Here is a 25019-nt window from a genome sequence, read left to right on the forward strand (position 1 = left end):
GGAGCTCACGTCGGCGCCGCCCCGTCGGCGGCACCCCTTAGGGTCGCGCCATGGCCCTGGAGACCTCCGCGCAGTCGCCGGCGCCCGTCCGGCAGATCGCGAACGCGATCGCCGGCTGGGTCGACCGGCTCGGTGCGGTGTGGGTGGAGGGCCAGATCGCCCAGGTCAGCCGCCGGCCGGGCATGAACACCGTGTTCATGACCCTGCGCGACGCGGTGGCCGACATCTCGGTCCCGGTGACCTGCACCCGCGCGCTGTTCGACGGGCTGAACCCTCCCCTGGTCGAGGGCGCGAGCGTGGTGCTCCACGCCAAGCCGTCCTACTACGCCAACCGCGGCACGCTCTCCCTGTTCGCGCGCGAGATCCGGATGGTCGGCCTCGGCGAGCTGCTGGCCCGCCTCGAGCGCCGGCGTCAGCTGCTGGCCGCCGAGGGGCTCTTCGCCGCCGAGCTCAAGCGCCGGCTGCCGTTCCTGCCCGGCAAGGTCGGCCTGGTGACGGCCCCGAGCTCCGCGGCCGAGCGCGACGTCCTCGAGAACGCCCGTCGCCGCTGGCCCGCGGTCGACTTCGAGGTGGCGTACGCCGCCATGCAGGGGCCGCGCGCCGCGGCCGAGGTGATGGAGGCCCTCGACCGGCTGGACCGGGCGGCCGATGTCGAGGTCATCGTGATCGCGCGTGGCGGCGGCTCGGTGGAGGACCTGCTGCCCTTCTCCGACGAGGCGTTGATCCGGGCGGTGCACCGGGCACGGACCCCGGTCGTGTCGGCGATCGGCCACGAGCCGGACTCCCCGCTGCTCGACCTCGTCGCCGACGTGCGGGCCTCCACCCCCACCGACGCGGCCAAGCTGGTGGTCCCCGACGTCGCCGAGGAGCTGCGGCTGGTCGCGACGGCGCGCGACCGGATGCGCTCGTCGCTGGGCGGCTGGCTGGCGCGTGAGCAGGCCGGACTGGACGCGCTCCGGTCGCGACCGGCGCTCGCCGACCCGCGCAGCCTGCTGGACGCCCGCTCCGACGAGGTCGTCGCGCTGCGCGACCGCGCCCGGCGCACCCTGGGCCACGCGCTCGACCGGGCCGCCGACGACATCGACCACCGTCGCGCCCGCGCCCGCGCCCTCTCCCCGCTGGCCACCCTGCAGCGCGGGTACGCCGTGCTGCAGGACGCCGACGGCCACGTCGTGACCTCGGTCGAGGGCGTCGCCGCCGGGGCCGAGGTCAGCGTGCGCGTCGCCGACGGCCGCATCCACGCCACCACCACGACCGTCGAGCCGGATCCGCTGACCACCTCCGAGGAGCACGATGACTGACGACCCGGCCGCCGAGAAGCCGTCCTACGAGGCCGCCCGCGAGGAGCTGGTCGACGTGGTGCGCCGGCTGGAGCAGGGCGGCACCACCCTGGAGGAGTCGCTGGCGCTCTGGGAGCGCGGCGAGAGGCTCGCCCGCGTGTGCCAGGAGTGGCTCGACGGCGCCCGCAAGCGCCTCGACGCCGCGATCGAGTCCGAGGACTGACCCGGTCGTGCGGCTCAGGGTGCGCCGGGGCGCACCCTCACCCGCACGACGCCTCAGCGGACGGGGGCGGTGGTGAGGTCCTCGGCGACCAGCCGCAGGTCATCGGTCGGGGCCGAGCCGTAGACGAGGACCCACTGACGGCCCACCTCCGTGGCGTAGGCGTGGTCGCCCCCGGCGTCAGAGAAGGTGCGCCACTCCCGGCCGACCGTGCCCGACAGCGTGACCGGGTCACCCTCGTCGGTCTCCTCGTCGACGTACTCCGCCAACATGTCGTCGAGGGAGCTGTCCTCCTGGCGCACACCCACGAACCTGCCCTCGTCGGTGAGCATGCCGATGCCCCACGAGGGCCGCTCCCCGGGCGTGAGGTGGACCGAGTCGGCGATCCAGCCGTCCGGCAGCGACGGCGGGTAGACCACGTCGAAGCCGCCCTGCTGGGCGCCCTGGACGGCGGAGAGGTAGTCGACCGCGGTCGGCTTGATCTCGGGGGTGTCACGGTTGATCGCACGGAACGCCACGAAGGCGCCGATCGCGAGGAGGGTCACCAGCAGCGCGCCGACCAGCCCGTTGGTGGAGCGCTGGTAGCGCCCGGGCGTCCCCTGGCCGCCCGTGGCCGGACGGGGCGCACCCTGCTGGCCCGCGGGCTGGCTCGAGGACGCGGCCGCGGGCTGGGACTCGGGCCGGGACTCGGGCCGGGCTCCGGACGGGGGCACCTCACTCACGGGTCCATCCTCACAGGTGCCGTAGATTCTCGGCGTGCCACCCCTGGTCGACGCCGTCCCCGTGCTGGCACTCCTCGTCCTCCTGGTCACCGCCTACGTGCACCCCTCCGGGCGCACCGAGCTGCTGATCGGCGTGGCCGCCGCCTCGGCCACGCTCGCCACCGGCATCGTGACCGCCGAGGAGGCCGAGGCCGCGCTGCGCAACCTCGCCCCCGTCGTGGCGTTCCTCGCCACGATCCTGGTGGTGGCCGACGTCTGCGCCCGTGCCGGGCTGTTCACCGCCGCCGCCGGGATCGTGCGCGACGCCAGCAGGGGCCGGCCGGTACGCCTGCTCGGCGGGGTCTTCCTGCTGGCGGCGGCGGTCACGGCCGTGCTGAGCCTCGACGCCACGGTGGTGCTGCTCACCCCGGTCGTCATCGGTGGCGCCGTCGCGATGGGCACCTCCTCCCGGCCGGGCGCCTACGCCTGCCTGCGGATGGCCAACTCCGCCTCGTTGCTGCTCCCCGTCTCCAACCTGACCAACCTGCTGGCGATGCCCCACCTCGACCTCACGTTCGGCGGCTTCGCGGTGGTGATGGCGCCGGTGCTGGCCGTCGTGCTGGTGGTGGAGTACGCCGTGCTGCGGCTGATGTTCCGCCGCGACCTCGGGCAGCGGGACGGGGGCGGCGAGGACTTCCACGCCCCGACCGTGCCGCGGGTCCCGCTCGTCGCGGTGCTGGTGATGCTGGCCGGGTTCGCCGCACTCTCCCCCTTCGGCGTCGAGCCGTGCTGGGTGTCCGGCGCGGTCGCCGTCGTCCTGGTGGTGTGGGCCAGGCGCGAGGGTTTCCTGACCGTCCGGCAGGCGGTGCACGCGGCGCATCCCTCGTTCGCGGTCTTCGTGCTCTCGCTGGGGGTCGTGGTCGCCGCGATCTCGGTGGGCTTCCTCAGTGACGCGGTCGAGCGCGTGCTGCCCGACAGCACGTCGTACTCCTCCCTGCTGCTGATCGCGGTGGTGGCGACCGTGCTCGCCAACCTGCTCACGAACCTCTCCGCGACCCTGCTGGTGGTGCCGTTGCTGGCGCCGCTCGGCACGGCCGCGGTCCTCGCCGCCCTGCTCGGGCTCAACATCGGCTCGGGGCTGAGCTACACCGGCTCGCTGGCCAACCTGCTGTGGCGGCGCAGCCTGGTCCGGCAGGGCGACCCGCCGAACATGCGCGACTTCCACCGGGTGTCCCTGGTGGCCACCCCGCTCGCGCTCGTCGCCGCCGTGACGGCCCTGGCCCTCGTCATCTGACGCACCTGCGGCTTCTCGGGCCCCTGCTGGCCGCACATGCGGCATACTCGCACCGTGACCACCTACCGAGTTGCGGAGGCGGCCGAGCTGCTCGGCGTCAGCGACGACACGGTCCGCCGCTGGGTCGACGCAGGCCGGGTGCCCAGCGCCACGACCGACGGGCGCACCACCATCGCCGGCGCCGACCTGGCCGCGCTGGCCGAGTCGCTGGCCGACCACCCCGACCGCGAGGCCACCCGGGCGTCCGCGGTGAGCGCCCGCAACCGGCTCAGCGGCATCGTCACCAGGGTCGTCAAGGACACCGTCATGGCCCAGGTCGAGATGATCTGCGGCCCCTACCGGCTGGTGTCGCTGATGAGCTCGGAGGCCGCCGTCGAGCTCGGGCTCGAGCCCGGCGTACGCGCCATCGCCTCCGTGAAGTCCACCAACGTCGTCGTCGAGCGACCGCCGAAGTGAGCGTGCCCGTGAAGAAGACCCTCGCCTGCCTGTCCCTCCTCGCCCTGACGCTCCCCCTCGCCGCGTGCGGGGACGACGGGGACGACGGGAGCGGCGGCACCACGCTCACGGTGTACGCCGCGGCGTCGCTGACCTCGACGTTCCAGCAGGTCGCCGACGAGTTCGAGAAGGAGCACGACGGCGTCGACGTGAAGCTCAGCTTCGGCGGCTCCTCCGACCTGGTCACCCAGATCCGGGAGGGCGCCCCCGTCGACGTGTTCGCGTCCGCCGACACCGCCACCATGGACGAGCTCGTCGCAGACGACCTCGCCGACGGCGACCCGCAGGACTTCGCCACGAACGTGCTCGAGATCGCCGTGCCGCCGGGCAACCCCGCCGGCGTCACGAGCCTCCGGGACCTGACGAGGCCGGGCGTCAACCTGGTCACCTGCGCCCCCGAGGTCCCGTGCGGCGCGGCCGCACAGTCGGTCGCCGGCAAGGCCGGGATCACCCTGGACCCGGTCAGCGAGGAGCAGTCGGTCACCGACGTGCTGGCCAAGGTGACCTCGGGCGAGGCCGACGCCGGCCTGGTCTACGTGACCGACGTGAAGGCTGCCGGCGCCGACGTCGAGGGCATCACGTTCCCGGAGTCGAGGTCGGTCGTGAACACCTACCCGATCGTTCCGGTCGCGGACGCCGCGGAGCCCGACCTCGCGGCCGAGTTCGTGGACCTCGTGCTCAGCGACACGGGCCAGGCGATCCTCCGGGACGCCGGCTTCGGGAAGCCCTGACCGGTGACCGGCCAGCGACCCGTCGGCGTCCCGCGATGGCTGTGGGTCCCCGCCGCCCTCGGCGGAGCACTCGTGCTCCTCCCCCTGGTCGGGATGGTCAGCCGCGTCGACTGGACGAGCTTCGTCGACCTCGTCACCTCAGACTCGGCCCTGACCGCGCTCCGGCTCAGCATCCGCACGTCGACCGCAGCCACCGTGCTGTGCCTGCTCCTCGGCACCCCGATGGCGGTCGTGCTCGCACGCACCCGGTTCCCGGGCCAGGGGGTGCTGCGCTCGCTGGTCCTGCTGCCGCTGGTGCTGCCCCCCGTGGTGGGCGGCATCGCGCTGCTCTACACCTTCGGCCGGCGCGGGTTGCTGGGCTCGCAGCTCGACGCCCTCGGCGTGCAGGTCGCCTTCTCCACCACCGCCGTGGTGCTGGCCCAGACCTTCGTCTCGCTGCCGTTCCTCGTCGTGAGCCTCGAGGGGGCGTTGCGCAGCTCCGGCGAGCGCTACGAGGCCGTGGCCGCCTCCCTGGGCGCCACGCCGACCACGGTGTTCCGCCGGGTCACGCTGCCGCTGGTGCTGCCGGGCCTGGTCTCGGGCGCGGTGCTGGCCTTCGCCCGCTCGCTGGGTGAGTTCGGCGCCACGATCACGTTCGCGGGCAACCTCGAGGGCACCACCCAGACCCTGCCCCTCTACATCTACAACCTGCGGGTGACCGATCCCGACGCGGCCGTGGCCATGTCGCTGGTCCTGGTGGTCGTCGCCGTCGCCGTGATCGCCCTCGCCCGGCCGGGCCGGAGCGCGACGTGACCCTGCACCTGAGCGCGGTCGTCGAGGAACGACGGCTCGACGTGGCCCTCGACGTGGCCGACGGCGAGACGGTCGCGATCCTCGGCCCCAACGGCGCCGGCAAGTCGACCACGCTGGACGTGCTCGCCGGGCTGCTGCGCCCCGACCGCGGCCGCGTCGTGCTCGACGGGCGGGTGCTCACCGGCGACGGGGCGTGGGTCGCCCCCCACGACCGGCACATCGCGACTCTCGCCCAGGACCCGCTCCTCTTCCCGCACCTGAGCGTCCTGGACAACGTGGCGTTCGGCCCCCGCAGCGCCGGCCTTCCCCGGCGTACGGCGCGCGACGCCGCCGACCGCTGGCTCGACGAGGTGGGGGTGGGCGAGCTGCGCGACCGGCGCCCGGCGCAGCTGTCCGGCGGCCAGGCCCAGCGGGTCGCGATCGCCCGCGCGCTGGCGGCCGAGCCGCGGCTGCTGCTGCTCGACGAGCCGATGGCCGCGCTCGACGTCGCCGTGCAGCCCGCGCTGCGCCAGACGCTGCGCCGGGTGCTCGAGGGGCGCAGCGTCGTCCTGGTCACCCACGACGTGCTGGACGCGCTGCTGCTCGCCGACCGGGTCGTGGTCGTCGAGGACGGACGGATCGTCGAGGAGGGTCCGAGCGCCACGGTGCTGACCCGGCCCCGGAGCGCCTTCGCGGCCCGGATCGCCGGGCTGAACATGGTCGCCGGCGCCTGGCACGACGGGGTGGTCCGCGGCGCCGACGGGACCGAGGTCGCCGGCCTGGCGACCGAGCCGGTGCCGGCGGCCGGCGACTCCGCCGTGGCGGTCTTCCGGCCGAGCGCCGTGTCGGTCTTCCGCGAGCCGCCCGGCGGCAGCCCACGCACCAGCATCGGGGTGACCGTCACCGAGCTGGAGCCCCATGGCGATCAGGTGCGGGTCCGCGCCGGTGACCTGGCCGCCGAGATCACCGTCCACGCCGCCGCGGAGCTGGACCTCGCACCCGGGTCCCGGGTCGTGTTCAACGTCAAGGCCAGCGAGGTCACGGTCTACCGGACCTGAGCCTCCGGGACGCGGGCGCGCCCGGGCGAGGGCGGTCGGGAAGGTGAAGTCCGGCCGTCGGGAGACGAAACGGTCGTTCGGACCTACGCATGCGCCCCGGGTTGACGGTTACCATCCCGGCATGACCCCGCTGAGCGTCGCCCCCGAGTCACCCGACCGCAACCTCGCCCTGGAGCTGGTGCGGGTCACCGAGGCGGCGGCCATGGCCGCCGGCCGCTGGGTGGGCCGCGGCGACAAGAACGGCGCGGACGGCGTCGCCGTCAACGCCATGCGGGTGATGATCTCCACGATCGGCATGCGTGGCACGGTCGTGATCGGCGAGGGCGAGAAGGACAACGCCCCGATGCTGTTCAACGGCGAGGAGGTCGGCGACGGCACCGGCCCCGAGTGCGACGTCGCGGTCGACCCGATCGACGGCACGACCCTGACCGCCAAGGGCATGACCAACGCCGTCTCGGTGCTGGCCGTCGCCCCGCGCGGCTCGATGTACGACCCCTCCGCGGTCTTCTACATGGAGAAGCTCGTGACCGGGCCCGAGGCCGCCGACGTGGTCGACATCCGCTACCCCGTCGCCGAGAACATCCACCAGGTCGCCAAGGCCAAGGGCTCGCGCCCCGAGGACGTCACCGTGGTCCTGCTGGACCGGCCGCGCCACGCCGGCCTGGTCGACGAGATCCGTGCGACCGGCGCGATGATCAAGTTCATCACCGACGGCGACGTGGCCGGCGCCATCATGGCGGCCCGCCCCGAGACCGGCATCGACCTGCTGCTCGGCATCGGCGGCACCCCCGAGGGCATCATCACCGCCTGCGCCATGAAGAGCCTCGGCGGCGTCATCCAGGGCCGGCTGTGGCCCCAGGACGACGAGGAGCGCCAGAAGGCGATCGACGCCGGGCACGACCTCGACCCGGACAAGGTCCTGCACACCGACGACCTGGTGACCGGCGACGACTGCTTCTTCGTGGCCACCGGCATCACCGACGGCGAGCTGCTGCGCGGCGTCCGCTACCGCGCCGGCGGCGCGACCACCCACTCACTGGTGATGCGCTCGCGCAGCGGCACGATCCGCTCGATCACCTCCGAGCACAAGCTGCAGAAGCTACGCGCTTTCTCCGCGATCGACTTCGAGGGCTGAGGCCTCCGCGCCGCGGCGCAGCGCGGCGAGGACGTGGTCGATGACCCGCGGGTCGAAGGCCATGCCGAGGTGGGACGCGGTGACCTCGACCGGTACCGCGAGCGGGTCCACGCAGGCGCGCCAGTCGACGATGCCGTCGCGCTGGGAGTAGATCGCCGTGAACGACACCCCGTCGGGCACCGGCTCCCGGCTCTCCTCGAAGCTCTCCCGGGCACAGGCTCCGGCCACGCACTCGCGGGCCATCAGGCCCGGCACACCCGCCCGGCTCAGCCGCACCAGCATCTCGACGCTGGCGGTCAGCGAGACGTGGTGGGCCCCCGGGGCGAGCATCGGGCTGCCCATGGTGACGATGCCGGACACCAGGTCGGGGCGGCGTACGGCGAGGCCGCGGGCGAGCATCCCGCCGAGGCTGTGCCCCACGATCTGCACGCGCGAGCCGCGGTGGCTGGCGATCGCCTCCAGCCGAGCCTCGAGCTGGCCGGCCGCGCGCAGGGTGCAGCCGACGTTCGCGTGCATGTGCGAGCGGTAGGTACGGAAGCCCCGGGCGCGCAGGCTGCGCGCCATCAGGGCGAGCGTGCCGTCGCCGGCCAGGAAGCCGGGGACCAGCACGACCGGGTCGGTGAGCCGGACCGAGGCCCGCGAGGCGTACGGCGTGTCCCGGCGGGCGCGCCGGTCCGCCACGGTCCGTGCGGCGTACCGGCCGGCCTCCGTGAGGGCGCTGCCCTCGCGCAGCACCGCGGCGACCCGCGGGCGCTCGAAGCCCTCAGGCCTCAGGAAGGACGCGAGTGTCGAGCCGGTCACCCCTCGACGGTACGGCCAAAGGTCCTGAATGTCGCCCGTCGTTGCCCAAAATTGATCGACAGTGGGGAGGGGCAGGAAGCGGCCGGTGGGGGCGGTGGGGTTCACTGGGGACATGTCCTCGCGCTCCTCCCGGCTGCCCGACGTCGCCGTCTCCGGAGAGCTGTTCGCCCCGGTCTCCCCCGGGATCGAGCTGTGCTACCAGACGTTCGGCGACCCCGACTCCGAGCCGCTGCTGCTCGTGATGGGTCTCGGCGGACCGATGAACTGGTGGGACCCCGAGCTGTGCCGGATGCTGGCCGCGAGCGGGTTCTACGTGATCCGGTACGACAACCGGGACACCGGCCGCTCCAGCCGGGCCGTCGGTCGCGTCAAGCGGTCCACGCTGGTCCGCGCCTTCGCAGGCGGCCGGGTGCGGGCGCCGTACGGCATGGGCGACCTGGCCGGGGACGCCTTCGGACTGCTCGACCACCTCGGCATCGACGCCGCGCACGTGGTGGGGGTCTCGATGGGCGGCATGATCGTGCAGACCATGGCGATCACCCAGCCCGCCCGGGTGCGCTCGATGACCAGCATCATGTCGACGACCGGCAAGCGGACCGTCGGCTGGCAGCACCCTTCGCTGCTCGGGCCGATGCTCGCCTCGCGGCGTGCCGGACGTGAGGAGTACGTCCGGTCGAGCGCCGTCATGTGGCGGATGATCGGCTCCCCTGCCTACCCGCAGACCCGTGAGCAGGTGGAGGAGCGGGCCGGCGAGACCTTCGACCGGGGCGTGAGCACCGCCGGCGTGATGCGCCAGATGCTGGCCGTGCTGACCCAGCACAACCGCGGCGCCCGGCTGCGCGGCGTCCGCGTCCCGACCCTGGTCATCCACGGCCTCGCCGACAAGATGGTGCACGTGTCGGGCGGCCGGGCCACCGCCGCGGCCGTCCCCGGCGCCGAGCTGCTGCTCATCGACGGGATGGGCCACGACATGCCGCCGGACCTCTTCGAGACCTTCGTCGCGGCGATCCGGCGTACCGCCGACCGCGCCGCTCGTTGAGTTGGGCCGAAATCAGATGTGAGCTGGGCAAGAATCGGGCCCCGCTCTCCCCAGCGGGGAGAACGGGGCCCGGCTCAAGGCCGAATGAGGCCCAACTCAAGGCCGAATCCGGCCCGGCTCAAGGCCGAATGAGGCCCAACTCAACGACTCAGTCGCTCAGGCGCTCACCGGTGTCGGTGTCGAACACGTGCACGTGCCGCGGGTCGGTGGTCACGTGGAGGGTGTCGCCCTTGCGGACGGTGTCGCGGGCGCTGATCCGGACGATGATGTTGTTCGGCGTGCCCTCGACGCCGCTGGTGCCGTAGACGAACGCGTCGGCGCCGAGCTCCTCGACGACGGTGACGCGGACGGGCAGGCCGCCCTCGTTCTCGGAGACCACGCGCCACGCCTCGGGGCGCACCCCGACCGTGATGTTGCCGCGCATCTTCTTCGCGGCCGTCGGGTCGACGGGCACGAGGTACTCCCCGATCTTGGCCTGGCCGTCGGCCGCGGTCGCCTCGAGCAGGTTCATCTGCGGGGAGCCGATGAAGCCGGCGACGAACAGGTTGACCGGCTTGTCGTAGAGGTTCAGCGGGGTGTCGACCTGCTGGAGCACGCCGAGCTTCATCACCGCGACCCGGTCGCCCATGGTCATGGCCTCGACCTGGTCGTGGGTGACGTAGACGGTGGTGACGCCGAGGTCGGCCTGCAGCTTGGCGATGTCGGTGCGGGTCTGCACGCGCATCTTGGCGTCGAGGTTGGACAGCGGCTCGTCCATGCAGAAGACCTGCGGGTTGCGCACGATCGCGCGACCCATCGCGACGCGCTGCCGCTGGCCACCGGAAAGGGCCTTGGGCTTGCGCTCGAGGTACTCCTCCAGGCCGAGGATCCGCGCCGCCTCGGCGACCCGCTTCTGCCGCTCATCGGCCGGGACCTTGGCCATCTTGAGCGCGAACGCCATGTTGTCGGCGACGCTCATGTGCGGGTACAGCGCGTAGTTCTGGAAGACCATCGCGATGTCGCGGTCCTTGGGCGGGGTGTGGGTGACCTCGCGGTCGCCGATGAAGATCTTCCCCGAGTTCACCTCCTCCAGCCCGGCCAGCATCCGCAGCGACGTGGACTTGCCGCACCCGGACGGGCCGACGAGGACCATGAACTCCCCGTCGTGGATCTCGAGGTCGAGGCCCGGAACGGCGGGGCTGTCGGCCCCGGGGTACCAGCGCTGGGCCTTCTCGAAGGTGACTGTTGCCATGACTGAGCTCCTCCACCGGCAGGTACGTGCCGGACGATCCGTAGTGAAGTGACGGGGGTCACGCTACGGGACGAGGCGGCCACGGGGCCACAGCACGTCCGATCAACGGTCCTCGGCCACCCGGCTGACGTGCAGGACGTGGACGGTCTCGGGAGGCATCACCGGGAGCCGGACACCGAGGTCGGTCAGCACCCGCCCCGGGACCTCGACGCCTTCGCCGTGGACCCAGGTCCGGCCCAGGTCGGCGGCGTGCTGCCCGTCGGGCGTCTCGCTGCGCACCCGGTAGGTCCCCGCGGGGTCCAGGCCGGGCAGCGTCACCGGCGCGGGCGACTGGGTGACCACGCTGTCGACGGTCGCGACGACGTACCACCCCTCCTCGTCGGTGACCACGCCCGTGACCACGACGGCCGGGTCGGGGTGGTCGCCCCGGACCAGCCGGCCGGCGGCGACGACCGGGCGGACCCGCTTGTGCAGCTCCACCCAGGCACGCAGCTCGGACCGCTGGTCCGCGTCGAGGCTCCCGAGGTCCCACTCGATGCCGAAGTGGCCCAGCAGCGCGGTCCCGGCGCGGTACGGCAGCGGCTGGCTGCGGCCGGTCGTGTGCGCCACCGGCCCGCCGACGTGGGCGCCGACCATCTCCGGCGGCACCAGCAGCGAGGTCCACCGCTGGATCCGCTGGCGCTCGACGGCGTCGATGGTGTCGCTGGGCCAGATCCGGTCGGTGCGCGTGAGCACCTCCAGGTCGACCCGGCCGCCGCCGCTGGCGCAGGTCTCGATCTCCAGCACGGGGTGGGCGGCGCGCAGCTCGTCCAGCAGCCGGTAGAACGCGAGCGTCTGGCCGTGCACCGCCGGGCGTCCGCCGTGGGCGACGTCGACGAGGTCGCGGTTGTGGTCCCACTTCAAGAAGGCGATGTCGTACTCGTCGAGCAGGCGCAGCAGCGCGTCGCGCACGTGTGCGTAGGCCTCCGGCACCTGCAGGTCGAGCACCTGCTGGTGCCGCCAGTGCGGCGGCAGCTCGCCGCGGCCGCGCAGGATCCAGTCCGGGTGCTCCCGGGCCAGGACGGAGTCCTCGTTGACCATCTCCGGCTCGACCCACAGCCCGACCTCCATGCCCAGGCCGCGCACGTGGTCGACGAGGGGGTGCAGCCCGGAGGGCCACACGTCCGGGTCGACGGTCCAGTCCCCCAGCCCCGCCCGGTCGTGGCGGCGGCCGCGGAACCAGCCGTCGTCGAGGACGAAGCGCTCGACGCCGGTCTCGGCGGCCGCGTCGGCCAGCCGCGTCAGGCGGTCGAGGTCGTGGTCGAAGTACGTCGCCTCCCAGGTGTTGACCAGCACCGGGCGCGGGCGCCGGGTGCGGGTCGCGTGCCGTCGGGTCCAGCGGTGCAGCCGCTCGCTCATCGGGTCGAGCCCGGCGCCCGACCAGGAGCCCACCAGCCACGGGCCGGCGTACGACTCCCCGGGCCCGAGGGCCACCTCCCCCGGGCCGAGCAGCTCTCCGCCGCCGAGCAGGCACTCGCCCTCCGGGGTGCGTTCGGCGTACGCCGCGTGGTCGCCGCTCCAGGCGACGTGCGTGCCCCACACCTCGCCGTGGCCGAAGCCGAAGGCGGGCGTGCCGGCGACCAGGAGCAAGGAGGCGTCGTGGCCGGTGCGGCCGTGCCGCCCCTCGCGCAGGTGCGTGCCGAGCAGCCAGGGCCGGCGCTGCGGGGTGCGCTCGCGGCACCAGCGTCCGGTCAGGTCGAGCAGCTCGGTGGCGCGGGCCGCCACCGGGAGCGCCGAGCGGACGGCGGCCAGCTGCAGCGTGTCGTCGCCGTCGTTCGTGACGGTCGTCCGCAGCCGCACGAGCCCCTCCCGGGTGAGCTCGAGCTCGACGAGGACCCCCCACCCCGCCTCGGGGTCGGCCGAGGCCAGGCGCACGAGGGCGTCCGGACCGGTGTCGTCCACCGACCACGACCAGTCGCGCAGCCGCGGCGCCCAGGCGCCCGACGCACGACCGGGGCGGAACCCCTCGAGGCCGGGCAGCCCGGTGAAGCCGGACACGTTCTCCCCGACGATCCCCCGCAGCCGCGGCTGGTCGAGCGCGGAGTGCGGCACACCGGGGCGGTGCAGGTCGACCAGGGCGTCGAGCTGCGGCTCGCCCAGGTCGCCGAGGGCAGCGCCCCAGTGGAGGATCACGGGGACCGAAGCCGGAGAGGGCGCGAGCACGAGGCTCACGCCCTCCCGGGTCAGGTGCACAGGTCGGGTCACGTGACGATGATGGCGCCGATCACCCCTTCACCGCACCCGCGGTCAGACCGCGGACGAAGTAGCGCTGCAGGGTGAAGAACACGAGCATCGGGACGACCATCGAGACGAACGCCCCGGCGGTCAGCAGCTCCGAGCCCTGCCCCTGCGTGCCGAGCAGCTGCTGGAGCGAGACGATCACCGTGCGGTTCTCGTTGGTCAGGAACAGCTTGGCGATGAGCAGGTCGTTCCACACCCACAGGAACTGCAGGATGGCGAAGGCCGCCAGCGCGGGCACCGACATCGGGACGATCAGCCGCCAGAACGTCTGGTAGTGCGTCGCGCCGTCGATCTTCGCCGACTCGATGACCGTGCGGGGCAGGGTCGCCATGTAGTTGCGCAACGTGTAGATCGCCAGCGGCATGCCGAAGCCGGTGTGCAGCAGCCAGACCGCGATGTACTGGCCCGAGATGCCGAGCCCGTTGGGGCCGAGCATGTTCAGCATCGGCTGGAAGGCCACCTGGATCGGCACCACCATCACCGCGACGATCAGGATGAACAGCACGTCCTTGCCACGGAAGTCCATGAACGAGAAGGCGTACGCCGCGAACGCCGCGAACATGATCGGGATGATCGTCGCCGGGATCGCCACGATGATGCTGTTGAGGAACGAGTCGCCGATCGACGACGGCCCCTCGAAGACGCCCCGGTAGTTGTCGAGCGTCCAGCCACCGTTCCCGATGGCCGTCCACCACCCCGAGGTCGCCTGGGCCGTGCGGCTGCGGAACGACGTGACGAACAGCCCGACCGTCGGCAGCGTCCACAGGACGCAGAGCGCCACCATGACGACGATGGAGAACCAGCTGCGGCGCCGCCCGTCCGCCATGAACCCCCGACCTGCGCGCGACTGGCCTCCGGTGTCGACCGGAGCCACCACCTGCTGCTGCGAGCTCATCGGACCATCTCCTCCCTGCGGAAGTGGCGCACCTGGTAGATCAGGATCGGCGTCACGGCGAGGAGCAGCACCACGACGATCGCCGAGGCGACCCCGGCCTGCTCGTTGTTGATCAGCTCGTTGAAGAACAGGTTCGCGATCACGTTGGTCTTGTCGCGACCGTTGGTGAGCACGTAGACGATGTCGAAGACCTTGAGGACCAGGATCACCACGGTGATGAAGACGGTGATGATCGTTCCCTTGATCTGCGGGATCACCACCTGGCTGAAGATCTTCCACTCCGAGGCCCCGTCGATGCGGGCCGCCTCGATGGTCTCCTCCGGCACCCCCTTGATGGCCGAGGACAGCAGGATCATCGCGAAGCCGACCTGGAGCCAGATCAGGATCACCATCATCAGGATGGAGTTCAGCCGCAGGGTGCTGACCTGCAACCACGTCTGCGGGTCACCGCCGAGGGCGCGCCACACGGCGTTGAGGAGACCCGTCGGGTCCTCGTTGGCCGGGTCGTAGGCGTACACCAGGGACCAGATCGCCGACGCACCGACGAACGAGATCGCCATCGGCAGGAAGATCGTGCTCTTGGAGACCTTCTCGCCCCGCGTCGAGAGCTTGTCGGCCAGCACCGCGACCACGACGCCGAAGACCACCGTCACCGCCGGCACGATGATCAGCCACAGGATGTTGTTGCTGATCGCCAGCCAGAACTCGTCGCTGGTGTCGCCGGTGAAGATGTCCTTGAAGTTGTCGAACCCGACGTACTCGGTGCTGTCGGAGTTGGCGAAGGCGTAGTTGATGGTCTGGATGGTCGGGTAGACCAGCATCAGCGCGATCAGCCCGATGCCCGGGATCAGGAACGCGTAGGGCATCAGCCCGCGGGACAGCCGGCCGGGCAGCCCCTCCACGAACATGTTGATGAAGAAGAAGAACAGCCAGGCGCCGCCGACCCCGGCGATCAGGGCGATCACCCCGATCAGGATCTTGCTGCTCGCGAACCAGTCGGGGTGGTAGGCCAGCGCCAGGAACAGGTTGCCGATGAACCAGACGACCACGATGACGCCGACCAGTCCGGTCAGGACCTTGGCGACGTTCATGCGGTCCGGGTCGCCGGGCTCCCGGGGGCCCGCGGGGGCGGGCTGGTCCGGCGGGGTCGGCTCACCCGGGGCAGGTGCCCCACCGGCGCGCGAGGCGCCGGTGGTCACGTCGGTCCCGCTGCTCATTGCGGCCACGAGCTCTCGATGGCCTTGGCCGTGTCCTCAGAGCTCTTGCCCTGGATCCACTCGACCATGCCGGTCCAGAACGTGCCGGAGCCGACCTCCTTGGGCATCACGTCGGAGCCGTCGTAGACGATCTCCGAGGCGTTGGTCGCCATCTCGGCGAGGTCCTTGGTGGTCTGGTTCGGGTAGTTGCTCTCGTCGAAGGTCCGGTGCGGCGAGAGCCAGCCACCGGCCTGGGCCCACTCGGCGCCGAACTTGTCAGAGGTCAGGAACTCCATGACCTTCTTGGCGTCGTCGTCGTTGCCGTTGAAGAGCCCGGCGATGTCGCCGCCACCGAGGATCGGCGGGTTCTCCTCCCCGGCCGTCTTCGCCGGCCACTGGAAGACCCCGACCTGGTTGTCGAGGTCGGCCTGGATCTTCGGGTCGAGGAACGAGATCTCGAAGTTGCCCTGCCGCTCGAGCATGCAACCGGGCGGGGTCTTGAAGGCGGGGACCATCGACTCGGCGGCCGAGGTGTTCACGACGGTCTTGACGCCGCCGTACACCTCGCCGTCGGTGCGGGCGATCTTGTCGAAGGCGTCGAACGCCGCGATCACCTTGGGGTCGTCGAACGGGATCTCGTGGCTGGTCCACTGGTTGTAGACCTCGGGCCCGTACATGCTGAGCATGAACTGCTCGATCCAGTCGGTGCCGACCCAACCGGTCGCCTGGTCGGCGTTCCACGCCATGCACCAGGGCGCGATGCCGTCGGCCTTGATCTGGTCGGTCAGCTTCTGCAGGTCGTCGAGGGTCTCGGGGGCCTTGTAGCCGGCCTTGTCCCACGGCTTCTTCGGGTACCACACGATGCTCTTGTTGGCCATGCGCATCGGGGCGCCGTACACCCGGCCGTTGAGCCGCGCGGCCTCGAGGAAGCCCGGGACCAGCGTCGACTCGAGGTTGTCGTAGTCGAGGTAGGTGTCGATGGGCTGGACGTAGCCCTGCCCGGCGAGCTCGAGGAGGCCACCCGGCTGGGGGAACAGCCCGATGTCGGGGGTGTCGCCCGAGCGGACCTTCTGCTTGATGGTCGTGGTGAAGTCGGTGTCCGGGGTGTAGGCGATGTCGATGCCGCTGTCCTTCTCGAACTGCGCCAGCGACTTCTCGAAGTCCTCGGCCTCCACACCGCCGAAGGCACCGAGGATCGTGACCTTGTTGTCACCGTCGGTGCTGGCGTTGTCGACGTAGCCGTTCAGCCCCTCGCCGGAGCCCCCGCCCCCTGGCTGCTGGAGACACCCGGTGAGCGCTGTGGCGGCGAGAACCGCCACACCCGCCGCCGCCCAGCGGCGACTCGATCCTCTACTCATGTGCCCTCCTCGACGTCGGGACAGCGGCTCACGTCCGCCACCCCGGAACCCGGTGTGTGGTGCGTGTCACACATGCACCACTTGTGTAACGGACAAACCGGGTCGTGTAAACGACCAGAACGGTCACGTTCGAGATACGGACCCGCCTCGGGCCGGGTCGCGAGCCGGGCGAGGGCCTCGGGGCCCGGTACGACCACCTTCCGCTCCCGGCGCCACGGGTCCAGCAGCGGTGTCCGATTCCCGCCAGCGCAGACGGCGTCGGGACGCGAGGCTCGAGAGGTCAGCGGCCGTCGCCCCGGAGGATCCCGTGCACACCGACATCGACCTCAAGGTGCTCTACTTCGGCACCCCCGTCGTCCTGCTCAGCACCCTGAACGCGGACGGCTCGCCGAACCTCGCGCCGATGTCGTCGGCCTGGTGGCTCGGGAGCTCCTGCCTGCTGGGCATGGGCGGCGCGTCGCGGACGGCGGCGAACCTGCTCCGTGAGCGCGAGGTCGTGGTCAACCTCGTGCCGTCGACGCTCGTCGACGCGGTCGACCGGCTGGCGCTGCTCACCGGGGAGCCCGACGTACCCCCGCACAAGCGGGCCCGGGGCTACACGTTCGAGGCGGACAAGTTCGCCGCCGCCGGGCTGACGGCCCAGGAGTCCGCGCTGGTGGCGCCGCCGCGGGTGCTGGAGTGCCCGATCCAGCTCGAGGGCCGCGTCGGCCCAGCACACCCGATCGGGGAGGACGCGCACGCCTGGGCCTTCGAGGTCGAGGTCGTCCGGGTCCACGTCGAGGAGCGGCTGCTGCTGCCCGGCACGGCGTACGTCGACCCGGAGCGGTGGGACCCGCTGCTGATGAAGTTCTGCGAGTACTACGGCGGCGCCACGAACGTGCGCGACTCGTCGCTCGCGCGGGGCTGGCAGATGCCGCACGCCCGGCCCGTCGACGACGCCGGGGCGGACGCGGACGAGGCGGTCGCCTGATCGCGGTCAGGCCGCCGCCTCCCGCGCTCACCGGGCGGGATAGCCTGAGGATTCGTGAGCACTCCCGTCAACGAGCCGCAGTTCCGCTACTCCGACCTCCTGCCCACGGGCAAGGACGACACGCCGTACCGGCTGGTCACCACCGAGGGCGTCTCGACGTTCGAGGTCGACGGGCAGACCTTCCTCAAGGTCTCGCCGGAGGCGATCCAGCGGCTGACCGCGGAGGCGATGCACGACATCGCCCACTACCTGCGGCCCGCACACCTCGCCCAGCTGCGCAAGATCATCGACGACCCCGAGTCGTCGGGCAACGACCGCTTCGTCGCGCTCGACCTGCTCAAGAACGTCAACATCTCCGCCGGCGGCGTGCTGCCGATGTGCCAGGACACCGGCACCGCGATCGTGATGGGCAAGAAGTCCGAGGGCGTCGTCACCGGCATCGACGACGGCGAGGCGATCTCCCGCGGGGTGTACGACGCCTACACGAAGCTCAACCTGCGCTACAGCCAGCTCGCGCCGCTCACGACGTACGACGAGAAGAACACCGGCACCAACCTGCCGGCGCAGATCGAGATCTACTCCACCCCGCAGACCACTGGGAAGCCGGAGTACAAGTTCCTCTTCATGGCCAAGGGCGGCGGCTCGGCGAACAAGTCGTTCCTGTTCCAGGAGACCAAGGCGATCCTCAACCCGACGCGGATGCTCTCGTTCCTCGACGAGAAGATCCGGTCGCTCGGCACGGCCGCCTGCCCGCCGTACCACCTCGCCGTCGTCATCGGCGGCACGTCGGCGGAGTTCGCGCTGAAGACCGCGAAGTACGCCTCGGCGCACTACCTCGACAACCTGCCGACCGAGGGATCCATGTCGGCGCACGGGTTCCGCGACCTCGAGCTGGAGGAGGAGGTCTTCAAGCTGACCCAGTCCTTCGGGATCGGCGCGCAGTTCGGCGGCAAGTACTTCTGCCACGACGTGCGCGTCGTCCGGCTCCCCCGCCACGGCGCCTCGTGCCCGGTGGCGATCGCGGTCTCCTGCTCCGCGGACCGCCAGGCGCTCGGCAAGATCACCCCGGAGGGCGTCTTCCTCGAGCAGCTCGAGACCGACCCGGCGCAGTACCTGCCCGACCACGGCGTCTCCGACGAGATCGCCGCCGGCGAGGTCGTCAACATCGACCTCAACCGGCCGATGGACGAGATCCTCGCCGAGCTCACCAAGCACCCGGTGAAGACCCGCCTCTCGCTGACCGGTCCGCTGGTCGTCGCCCGCGACATCGCCCACGCCAAGATCAAGGAGCGTCTCGACGCCGGCGAGGAGATGCCGCAGTACCTCAAGGACCACCCGGTCTACTACGCCGGACCGGCCAAGACGCCCGAGGGGCTCGCCTCCGGCTCGTTCGGCCCGACCACGGCCGGGCGGATGGACTCCTACGTCGAGCAGTTCCAGGCCGCCGGCGGCTCGAAGGTGATGCTGGCCAAGGGCAACCGCTCCAAGGTCGTCACCGAGGCCTGCCACGCCCACGGCGGCTTCTACCTCGGCTCGATCGGGGGACCCGCCGCGCGCCTGGCGCAGGACTGCATCAAGTCGGTCGAGGTGCTGGAGTACCCCGAGCTCGGCATGGAGGCGGTCTGGAAGATCGAGGTCGAGGACTTCCCGGCCTTCATCGTGGTCGACGACAAGGGCAACGACTTCTTCACCGACCCCTCCGGGGCGGTGACCGTCCCGCTGAGCTCGCTGGGCGCCGCGGGCATCCGGGTCCGCTCGGCCGAGTGACGTCGGGGCCGCAGTACGACGTCACGCCGGAGGAGAACCGCGAACGGATCCTCGCCGAGCGGCAGGCCGGGCTGCGCCGGGCGCGGCTCACGGCGGGGGTCTTCGGGCTCGTCGCCCTCGGCCTGGTCGCGTTCCTGCTGACCCCGACGCAGCGCAGCTACCTGACCGGCGGCGCCCCGTCGTACGACGCCACGGTCGTGCGCAGCCAGCCGGCCGAGCACGACCGGTGCCGCGGCCGGGTCCGGAGCTCCTGGGACCTGCAGCTGCAGTGGACCCAGGACGGTCGCGAGCGAACCGCGTGGCGCAGCTGGTGCGAGGAGGACAGCCCCGGCCCCGGCACCCACCGGCGCATCTGGATCCGGGAGGACGGGACCATCACCCTCGACTCGCCTGCGAAGACCCGCTGGGCGATGGGCCTGCTGCTGCTCCTGACGCTCGGCCTCGGCGCGGGTGGCAGCTGGCTGTTCCTGCGCCAGCGCCCGCCCCTGCCCTCCTGACCCCGCCCGGCCTTGTGCACGGACGTCATACGTTCCGACTGCCCCCACCGCCGCTCCGTACGACGTCCCGCGCAACGCCAAACGCTCTGGGCTTCCCCACCGCCGCTCCGTACGACGTCCCGCGCAACGTCATACGCTCCGGCCGCCCCCACCGCCGCTCCGTACGACGTCCCGCGCGTGGGTCAGGCCGATGCGTCGCCCGGGATCGGGCACCCGGCTGCCCTCAGAGCGTCGGCGATCTGGTCGAAGAAGTCGTCCGGGCACACCCGCAGACCGAGCACGGGGAGTCGCAGCACGGTGTCGCCGCTCAACGCCACGCGGTTGTGGCGAAGCGCGTCCCCGACCACCTGCGTCGCCCATGCGTGCTGGATGCCGTCCACCTCGACGACCACTCGCCACCGCTGCCACCGGAAGTCCAGGTAGTAGACCCCAGCGGGGGTACGCCGCACCACCTGCACGTCCGGCTCGGGCATCCCCCGCTCGCGGCACCCACGCACGACGTCCAGCTCTCCCAGGGAGCGGATGCCACCGGCCAGGTCGAGCAGCACGTCGTATAGGAGGGACCTGCGCTTGTCGCGGCGGACCCGCAGCATCTCCTTGGCGATCAGGTCCACCGTCGTCAGCCCCTGTTGGACCGTCATCGTCAGGATCAGCGTCGCCTGGCGATCGGACTTCGCCCACAGCGCCGCCCGCACGGCAGCGACAGGCACCTTGGCTCTCGGCAACCCGATCGGCTCCAGGTCGGACACGTCCCATCTCCGGGTCTGCCGGATGTCCAGCGCTGACCCGCGGTGCCGGATCTTGGCACCCCTCGGCACCGACACGCGGATCTTGTCCACGCTGAAGTGCTGGAGGCCAGCCACCAGGAGGGCGGACGCGCCATCGATGTAGGCACGTGGACCACCCTCCAGCACGGCCACCCAGTAACGGCCCTCGAGGGTGAGCGGACCCGTGTGCAGACACAGGCAGTGACGCCCGATCGTCTGCCACCTCCGCGCGCGTACTTGCGCGCGGACGACGCCGCGCGTGAGTCCGTGCCGGTAGAGCTGTCGACGAGACACGACGTCGGACTGCGCGGCTGCCTTCTCGAGGAGACGCGCCCACCTCTTCGCGGCGACCTCGTCCTGCCGCACGCCCAGGTGCGCCGTCGACACGTCGCCCTGGCCGGTCGGCGAGTGTTTGTTCTCAGTCATGCGTGCAGCGTCAGATCTGGACGCCCGAGCGCGCGCCGGCTGAACCGGGGGCTGGGGATGGTGCGTCGTCGACGCGCCGCTGTGGACGCGCGACGGCCCGGGGGGCGGCCAAGTCGACGATCAAGACGTCATGCGGAGTGGCCGCGCTAGCAGCCAGACTGGATGACCTCCCGCGGAACGTCGTACGAGCTGGTCGTTCGGACAACCAGCTCGTATGACGTCCCGCTCGAGGAGGTCGAAGCCGAGGGTCAGTCGCCCTCGGCCGCGCGCCGGTTGTCGGCGGGCACGGCGTTCGGGCCGGCCTCCCCCTCCTGCGCGCTCCCGCTCTCGCTCTCGGGGTAGCCGGCGGTCGCCTGGTCGTCCGCGATCGGGGTGTCGGCATCGGCAGGGTCCATGCCGGACACCTCGGACACCTGCCCACCCTGTCCGCCCTGCTCGTCCCGCTCCTCGCCGTGCTCGTCGGGCTTGCCGGGCTCGCCGGGCTCGTCGGGCTTGCCGGGCTGCGTCATGGGTACTCCTCGTCTCGGGGTCGGTCACCACGTCGTACCCCGCGGCCGCGGATCCGACTCCCCGGCCGTCCGGGGTCACCGATTCGCGGGCGCCTCCCACCGGCCGACAGGATGGTTCCATGGAGTCCACGCAGTACGTCGAGATCGCGCGTGCCGAGTCCGAGCGCGGCGAGCTCGTGCTGCGCGAGCGGCGCAGCGACGGCGCCCCGAGCGTGCTGGAGCTGCGCGCCAACGGCGTCTTCGTGATGGACACGCTCGAGACCAGCACCGAGCGGGCGCTCGCGTCCGCGGCGCTCGCCCTCGTCGACAGCCCCGCGGCCGTCGTGGTGGGCGGGCTCGGCCTCGGCTACACCATGCACGAGGTGCTGGCCGACTCCCGCGTCGAGAAGTGCGCGGTGGTCGAGATCGAGCAGGCCCTGGTCGACTGGATGCGCGGCGGCACGATCCCCCACGGTCCCGGCCTGCTGGCCGACGAGCGCGTCACCGTCGTCGTCGCCGACGTGGCCGTCGCCCTGGCCGAGGCCCGCCCGGCGTCGTACGACCTCGTCCTGCTGGACGTCGACAACGGCCCGGGCTACCTCGTCCACGAGGAGAACGCCGCGCTCTACCGCGCGCCCTTCCTCGCCAACGCGCGCGCCGCGCTGCGCCCCGGCGGCGTTTTGGTCGTCTGGTCGGCCGACCCGGCGCCCGAGCTCGAGGGGGCTCTCCGCGAGGTGTTCGGCGAGGCCGAGGGCCGGCCCTACGACGTGCTCCTGCAGGACCGCGACGAGCAGTACTGGCTCTACTTCGGGCGGGTACGTTCAGGAGCGTGAGCACTCCTGACGCCGACAGCCACGACGAGAGCGGGTTCCGCACCGAGCACGACTCCATGGGCGAGGTGCGCGTCCCCGCGGACGCCCTGTGGCGCGCCCAGACCCAGCGCGCGGTCGAGAACTTCCCGATCAGCGGCGTGACCCTCGAGCCCCGGCACATCCAGGCCCTGGCGCTGGTCAAGGCCGCCGCGGCCCGGGTCAACGGCGAGCTCGACGTGCTCGACGCCGCACGCGTGGAGGCGATCGAGAAGGCGGCCGCGCAGGTGCTTGCGGGCGAGGCCGACGGGCACTTCCCGCTCGACGTCTTCCAGACCGGCTCGGGGACCAGCTCCAACATGAACATGAACGAGGTGCTGGCCAGCCTCGCGGCCCGCGCCGGTGTCGACGTGCACCCCAACGACCACGTCAACGCCAGCCAGTCCAGCAACGACACGTTCCCGACGTCGATACACGTCGCCGCCACGCTCGCCGTCGTGGAGGACCTTCTCCCCGCGCTCGCCACCCTCGAGCGCAGCCTCTCCGCGAAGGCCGAGGAGTTCGCCGGCCTGGTGAAGTCCGGCCGCACCCACCTGATGGACGCCACCCCGGTGATGCTCGGGCAGGAGCTCGGCGGCTACGCCGCCACCGTGCGGTACGCCGGTGAACGGCTGAACTCCGTCCTCCCCCGCGTGCGCGAGCTGCCCCTCGGCGGCACCGCGGTCGGGACCGGCATCAACACGCCCGCCGGGTTCTCGGCCCGGGTGATCGAGGTGCTGGCCGAGCGGACCGGCCAGGAGTTCACCGAGGCCCGCGACCACTTCGAGGCGCAGGGCACCCGCGACTCGCTGGTCGAGCTGAGCGGCGTGCTGAGGACGATCGCGGTCGGCCTCACCAAGATCTGCAACGACCTGCGCTGGATGTCCTCGGGCCCCACGACCGGGCTGGCCGAGATCCACCTGCCCGACCTGCAGCCGGGCTCGAGCATCATGCCCGGCAAGGTCAACCCGGTGCTGCCCGAGGCGACCCTGATGGTCTGCGCGCAGGTGATCGGCAACGACACCGCCGTCACGGTGGCCGGTGCCAGCGGCAGCTTCGAGCTCAACGTCGCGATGCCGGTGATGGCGCGCAACCTGCTGGAGTCGATCCGGCTGCTCTCCACCTCGACCGTGCTGCTCGCCGAGCGCTGCGTGGACGGCATCACCGCCGACGCCGACCGGATGCGGCAGTACGCCGCCTCGTCGCCGTCGGTGGTGACACCCCTCAACAAGTACGTCGGCTACGAGAACGCAGCGAAGATCGCCAAGCAGGCCCTGGCCGACGGCGCCACCATCCGCGAGACGGTGGTCGCGATGGGCTTCGTCGAGCGCGGTGAGATCACCGAGGAGCAGCTCGACGAAGCCCTCGACCTGGAGCGCATGACGCACCCCTGAGCGGGTCGGTCAGCGACGGGTCAGCCGCTGGGAGTGGCGGAGGGGCGCGGACGCGTTGTGCACCCGGTCGCGGGCGCCCACCTTCACCACGAGGCTGCCCTTGGCGAGGTGCGCGAGCCGGACCTTCCACGCACCGGCGGAGGTGGGGGTCACCAGGCAGGGCCGTGCGGTGTGCCACGCGGCGCGCCGCGACGTGCCGGCCCGGACCCAGGTCCGGGTGGCCGGCCGGTAGGCGTACCACTTCGTGCCACGCTTCTGGATCGCCTTGACCCGGACGCTCGCTACCCCGGTGCCGGCGTCGGTGGCACGCCCCTCGACGAACCGCCAGCTGCCCACCGACGTGCGGTGCGTCCGCGGCACCCGCAGCTTCACGACCGGCCCGACGGAGTCCCGGCTGACCGTGACGGGGGTCGCCTGGACCGACGCGTGGTTGCCGGCCTCGTCGACCAGCTCGATGCTCGGGGTGAAGACGCCGGCCGCGGCGTACACGTGCTCGGCCGGCGTGCCCGACGCCCACGGCGTGACCGCGCCGTCTCCCCAGGAGACCGTGCGCACGATGTCGGCGTCGGCGCTGAAGTCGTCGTGGATGCCCAGCTGGCTGAGCGCGACCCGGTCGAGCGTGGCCCAGGCGGTGCCGGGCGCGGTCGAGAAGCTCCCGGTGGGCGCGGTCTCGTCACCCACGACGACCGCGCCGAGGGCGACGACCGCCGCGTTGCCTGCCGCGTCGGTGAGCGTCACGCTCGGGCGCCACAGCCCCTCGCCGGCGTACACGTGGTCGGCGGTGGTCCCCGACGTCCAGGGCTGCCCGGCGGTCCCGTCGCCCCAGTCGAGCACCCGGGTGACGTCGGCGGGCGCGGAGACGTCGTCGGTGAGGGCGGTCTGGGTGACGGTGGCGGTCGACCCGGAGCGGCTCAGGCTGAACGAGCCGGTCGGGGCGGTGAGGTCGGGCAGCTTCGTGCTCAGCCTGGCCGCGCGCCCCCGGCGGTTGTCGTGGTACGGCGTGACCGTCACCAGCACGCTGGTGCCGGCGCTCGACTTCACGCTGGCCAGCCAGGACGGCGAGGTGACCGTGTCCTTGTCGAGCACCAGGCCGGCCGGGTCGGTCGCTGTCACCCGGTACGACGTGGTGTTGCTGCTCGCCGCCCAGGTCGTGGCCAGCCGGTAGGCGGCCGCGGGCTTGGTCACCTGCACCGCCAGCTGGGTGACCTTGCCGGGCCGCACTGGCGGACCGGCGTGCGCCGACTGGCCGGTGAGAGCCACCGGCACGCTCAGCAGAAGGGCCGCCAGGAGGGCGGCAGCGCGCGTGGAACCGCGCAGGTCGGACGTGGACATGTTTCTCCCCCACAAGAGCTCGACTGGACCGTGACGACCCCGAGC

General features: G+C 72.1%; 24 protein-coding genes. 14 read left to right on the plus strand and 10 right to left on the minus strand.

Annotated elements, in window-relative coordinates; all coding sequences use genetic code 11:
- The first annotated feature begins 50 nt into the window (after nucleotides 1-50).
- On the plus strand, nucleotides 51-1301 hold the full coding sequence (gene xseA, locus ACFO9I_RS02485) for an exodeoxyribonuclease VII large subunit (protein WP_379177453.1): 1251 nt from the start codon (nucleotides 51-53) through the stop codon (nucleotides 1299-1301).
- Nucleotides 1294-1503, plus strand: a complete 210-nt coding sequence (locus tag ACFO9I_RS02490; protein WP_379177455.1) for an exodeoxyribonuclease VII small subunit — start codon at nucleotides 1294-1296, stop codon at nucleotides 1501-1503. Before xseA ends, ACFO9I_RS02490 begins: the two co-directional genes overlap by 8 nt.
- Before the next feature lie 53 nt (nucleotides 1504-1556).
- Here ACFO9I_RS02490 and ACFO9I_RS02495 read toward each other — a convergent pair whose 3' ends face one another.
- A complete protein-coding gene (locus ACFO9I_RS02495) occupies nucleotides 1557-2222 on the minus strand; it encodes a DUF4245 domain-containing protein (RefSeq protein ID WP_379177457.1) in 666 nt (221 codons plus the stop codon).
- 34 nt (nucleotides 2223-2256) lie between these two features.
- Here ACFO9I_RS02495 and ACFO9I_RS02500 point away from each other — a divergent pair, with 34 nt between their 5' ends.
- The 6 genes from ACFO9I_RS02500 (at nucleotide 2257) to glpX (ending at nucleotide 7685) form a co-directional block, all read left to right on the plus strand.
- The gene (locus tag ACFO9I_RS02500; protein ID WP_379177459.1) at nucleotides 2257-3495 is read left to right on the plus strand and encodes an SLC13 family permease; all 1239 of its coding nucleotides are present in this window, start codon (nucleotides 2257-2259) and stop codon (nucleotides 3493-3495) included.
- A 54-nt stretch (nucleotides 3496-3549) separates the two neighbouring features.
- Entirely contained in the window at nucleotides 3550-3951 is a 402-nt protein-coding gene (locus tag ACFO9I_RS02505; protein WP_379177461.1) for a TOBE domain-containing protein, read from the plus strand.
- An 8-nt stretch (nucleotides 3952-3959) separates the two neighbouring features.
- Nucleotides 3960-4721, plus strand: coding sequence for a molybdate ABC transporter substrate-binding protein (gene modA, locus ACFO9I_RS02510; protein WP_379177463.1), 762 nt, complete (start codon nucleotides 3960-3962; stop codon nucleotides 4719-4721).
- A gap of 3 nt (nucleotides 4722-4724) precedes the next feature.
- A complete protein-coding gene (locus ACFO9I_RS02515) occupies nucleotides 4725-5513 on the plus strand; it encodes an ABC transporter permease (protein ID WP_379177465.1) in 789 nt (262 codons plus the stop codon).
- Nucleotides 5510-6550, plus strand: a complete 1041-nt coding sequence (locus tag ACFO9I_RS02520; RefSeq protein ID WP_379177467.1) for a sulfate/molybdate ABC transporter ATP-binding protein — start codon at nucleotides 5510-5512, stop codon at nucleotides 6548-6550. Before ACFO9I_RS02515 ends, ACFO9I_RS02520 begins: the two co-directional genes overlap by 4 nt.
- 121 nt (nucleotides 6551-6671) lie before the next feature.
- Nucleotides 6672-7685: a class II fructose-bisphosphatase gene (gene glpX, locus ACFO9I_RS02525; protein WP_379177469.1), complete on the plus strand. Its 1014-nt coding sequence runs from the start codon at nucleotides 6672-6674 to the stop codon at nucleotides 7683-7685.
- On the opposite strand, the gene ACFO9I_RS02530 is transcribed toward glpX, so the two are convergent.
- A complete protein-coding gene (locus ACFO9I_RS02530) occupies nucleotides 7650-8486 on the minus strand; it encodes an esterase/lipase family protein (RefSeq protein ID WP_379177471.1) in 837 nt (278 codons plus the stop codon). The two genes, glpX and ACFO9I_RS02530, sit on opposite strands and share 36 nt — an antisense overlap.
- 112 nt (nucleotides 8487-8598) lie before the next feature.
- Here ACFO9I_RS02530 and ACFO9I_RS02535 point away from each other — a divergent pair, with 112 nt between their 5' ends.
- Nucleotides 8599-9525, plus strand: a complete 927-nt coding sequence (locus ACFO9I_RS02535) for an alpha/beta fold hydrolase (protein ID WP_379177473.1) — start codon at nucleotides 8599-8601, stop codon at nucleotides 9523-9525.
- A gap of 148 nt (nucleotides 9526-9673) precedes the next feature.
- Here the strand turns inward: ACFO9I_RS02535 and ACFO9I_RS02540 are convergent, their stop codons facing one another.
- The 5 genes from ACFO9I_RS02540 to ACFO9I_RS02560 all read right to left on the minus strand — a co-directional run bounded on the left by ACFO9I_RS02540 (nucleotide 9674) and on the right by ACFO9I_RS02560 (nucleotide 16485).
- Complete coding sequence (locus ACFO9I_RS02540; protein ID WP_379177475.1) at nucleotides 9674-10756, minus strand: ABC transporter ATP-binding protein; 1083 nt, start codon at nucleotides 10754-10756, stop codon at nucleotides 9674-9676.
- A gap of 102 nt (nucleotides 10757-10858) precedes the next feature.
- Nucleotides 10859-13000 (minus strand): alpha-galactosidase, encoded by a 2142-nt coding sequence (locus ACFO9I_RS02545; protein WP_379177477.1) that lies wholly within the window; start codon nucleotides 12998-13000, stop codon nucleotides 10859-10861.
- 19 nt (nucleotides 13001-13019) lie between these two features.
- Nucleotides 13020-13931 carry a carbohydrate ABC transporter permease gene (locus tag ACFO9I_RS02550; protein ID WP_379177479.1) on the minus strand — a complete coding sequence of 304 codons (912 nt, stop codon included), beginning with the start codon at nucleotides 13929-13931 and terminating at the stop codon, nucleotides 13020-13022.
- Complete coding sequence (locus ACFO9I_RS02555) at nucleotides 13928-15148, minus strand: carbohydrate ABC transporter permease (RefSeq protein ID WP_379177481.1); 1221 nt, start codon at nucleotides 15146-15148, stop codon at nucleotides 13928-13930. The genes ACFO9I_RS02550 and ACFO9I_RS02555 overlap by 4 nt, the downstream gene beginning before the upstream one ends.
- Nucleotides 15145-16485, minus strand: coding sequence for an ABC transporter substrate-binding protein (locus tag ACFO9I_RS02560; RefSeq protein ID WP_379177483.1), 1341 nt, complete (start codon nucleotides 16483-16485; stop codon nucleotides 15145-15147). Before ACFO9I_RS02560 ends, ACFO9I_RS02555 begins: the two co-directional genes overlap by 4 nt.
- A gap of 307 nt (nucleotides 16486-16792) precedes the next feature.
- Between ACFO9I_RS02560 and ACFO9I_RS02565 the strand changes: the two genes are divergently transcribed.
- The 3 genes from ACFO9I_RS02565 to ACFO9I_RS02575 are packed head-to-tail and all read left to right on the plus strand — an operon-like array spanning nucleotide 16793 to nucleotide 19719.
- Nucleotides 16793-17455, plus strand: coding sequence for a flavin reductase family protein (locus ACFO9I_RS02565; protein WP_379177485.1), 663 nt, complete (start codon nucleotides 16793-16795; stop codon nucleotides 17453-17455).
- A 54-nt stretch (nucleotides 17456-17509) separates the two neighbouring features.
- Entirely contained in the window at nucleotides 17510-19222 is a 1713-nt protein-coding gene (locus ACFO9I_RS02570; RefSeq protein ID WP_379177487.1) for a fumarate hydratase, read from the plus strand.
- Nucleotides 19219-19719, plus strand: coding sequence for a hypothetical protein (locus ACFO9I_RS02575; RefSeq protein WP_379177489.1), 501 nt, complete (start codon nucleotides 19219-19221; stop codon nucleotides 19717-19719). The genes ACFO9I_RS02570 and ACFO9I_RS02575 overlap by 4 nt, the downstream gene beginning before the upstream one ends.
- A gap of 182 nt (nucleotides 19720-19901) precedes the next feature.
- Here ACFO9I_RS02575 and ACFO9I_RS02580 read toward each other — a convergent pair whose 3' ends face one another.
- Nucleotides 19902-20912 carry a DUF559 domain-containing protein gene (locus tag ACFO9I_RS02580; RefSeq protein ID WP_379177491.1) on the minus strand — a complete coding sequence of 337 codons (1011 nt, stop codon included), beginning with the start codon at nucleotides 20910-20912 and terminating at the stop codon, nucleotides 19902-19904.
- 248 nt (nucleotides 20913-21160) lie between these two features.
- Nucleotides 21161-21421: a hypothetical protein gene (locus tag ACFO9I_RS02585; RefSeq protein ID WP_379177493.1), complete on the minus strand. Its 261-nt coding sequence runs from the start codon at nucleotides 21419-21421 to the stop codon at nucleotides 21161-21163.
- Nucleotides 21422-21540: 119 nt separating this feature from the next.
- Between ACFO9I_RS02585 and ACFO9I_RS02590 the strand changes: the two genes are divergently transcribed.
- Together ACFO9I_RS02590 and ACFO9I_RS02595 are read left to right on the plus strand one after the other, a co-directional pair.
- Complete coding sequence (locus ACFO9I_RS02590; RefSeq protein ID WP_379177495.1) at nucleotides 21541-22233, plus strand: hypothetical protein; 693 nt, start codon at nucleotides 21541-21543, stop codon at nucleotides 22231-22233.
- Nucleotides 22230-23642, plus strand: coding sequence for a class II fumarate hydratase (locus tag ACFO9I_RS02595; protein ID WP_379177497.1), 1413 nt, complete (start codon nucleotides 22230-22232; stop codon nucleotides 23640-23642). Before ACFO9I_RS02590 ends, ACFO9I_RS02595 begins: the two co-directional genes overlap by 4 nt.
- A gap of 9 nt (nucleotides 23643-23651) precedes the next feature.
- Here the strand turns inward: ACFO9I_RS02595 and ACFO9I_RS02600 are convergent, their stop codons facing one another.
- Nucleotides 23652-24974 carry an Ig-like domain repeat protein gene (locus ACFO9I_RS02600; protein ID WP_379177499.1) on the minus strand — a complete coding sequence of 441 codons (1323 nt, stop codon included), beginning with the start codon at nucleotides 24972-24974 and terminating at the stop codon, nucleotides 23652-23654.
- Nucleotides 24975-25019 lie beyond the last annotated feature (45 nt).

The organism is Nocardioides sp. GCM10023255 (assembly GCF_042653125.1).
In the GTDB taxonomy this organism is placed as follows: Bacteria; Actinomycetota; Actinomycetes; order Propionibacteriales; family Nocardioidaceae; genus Nocardioides.

Coding starts and splice junctions, on each gene's coding strand:
- xseA (WP_379177453.1), top strand. CDS start 51: ATGGCCCTGGAGACCTCCGCGCAGTCGCCGGCGCCCGTCCGGCAGATC.
- ACFO9I_RS02490 (WP_379177455.1), top strand. CDS start 1,294: ATGACTGACGACCCGGCCGCCGAGAAGCCGTCCTACGAGGCCGCCCGC.
- glpX (WP_379177469.1), top strand. CDS start 6,672: ATGACCCCGCTGAGCGTCGCCCCCGAGTCACCCGACCGCAACCTCGCC.
- ACFO9I_RS02535 (WP_379177473.1), top strand. CDS start 8,599: ATGTCCTCGCGCTCCTCCCGGCTGCCCGACGTCGCCGTCTCCGGAGAG.
- ACFO9I_RS02540 (WP_379177475.1), bottom strand. CDS start 10,756: ATGGCAACAGTCACCTTCGAGAAGGCCCAGCGCTGGTACCCCGGGGCC.
- ACFO9I_RS02550 (WP_379177479.1), bottom strand. CDS start 13,931: ATGAGCTCGCAGCAGCAGGTGGTGGCTCCGGTCGACACCGGAGGCCAG.
- ACFO9I_RS02555 (WP_379177481.1), bottom strand. CDS start 15,148: ATGAGCAGCGGGACCGACGTGACCACCGGCGCCTCGCGCGCCGGTGGG.
- ACFO9I_RS02560 (WP_379177483.1), bottom strand. CDS start 16,485: ATGAGTAGAGGATCGAGTCGCCGCTGGGCGGCGGCGGGTGTGGCGGTT.
- ACFO9I_RS02580 (WP_379177491.1), bottom strand. CDS start 20,912: ATGACTGAGAACAAACACTCGCCGACCGGCCAGGGCGACGTGTCGACG.
- ACFO9I_RS02585 (WP_379177493.1), bottom strand. CDS start 21,421: ATGACGCAGCCCGGCAAGCCCGACGAGCCCGGCGAGCCCGGCAAGCCC.
- ACFO9I_RS02590 (WP_379177495.1), top strand. CDS start 21,541: ATGGAGTCCACGCAGTACGTCGAGATCGCGCGTGCCGAGTCCGAGCGC.
- ACFO9I_RS02600 (WP_379177499.1), bottom strand. CDS start 24,974: ATGTCCACGTCCGACCTGCGCGGTTCCACGCGCGCTGCCGCCCTCCTG.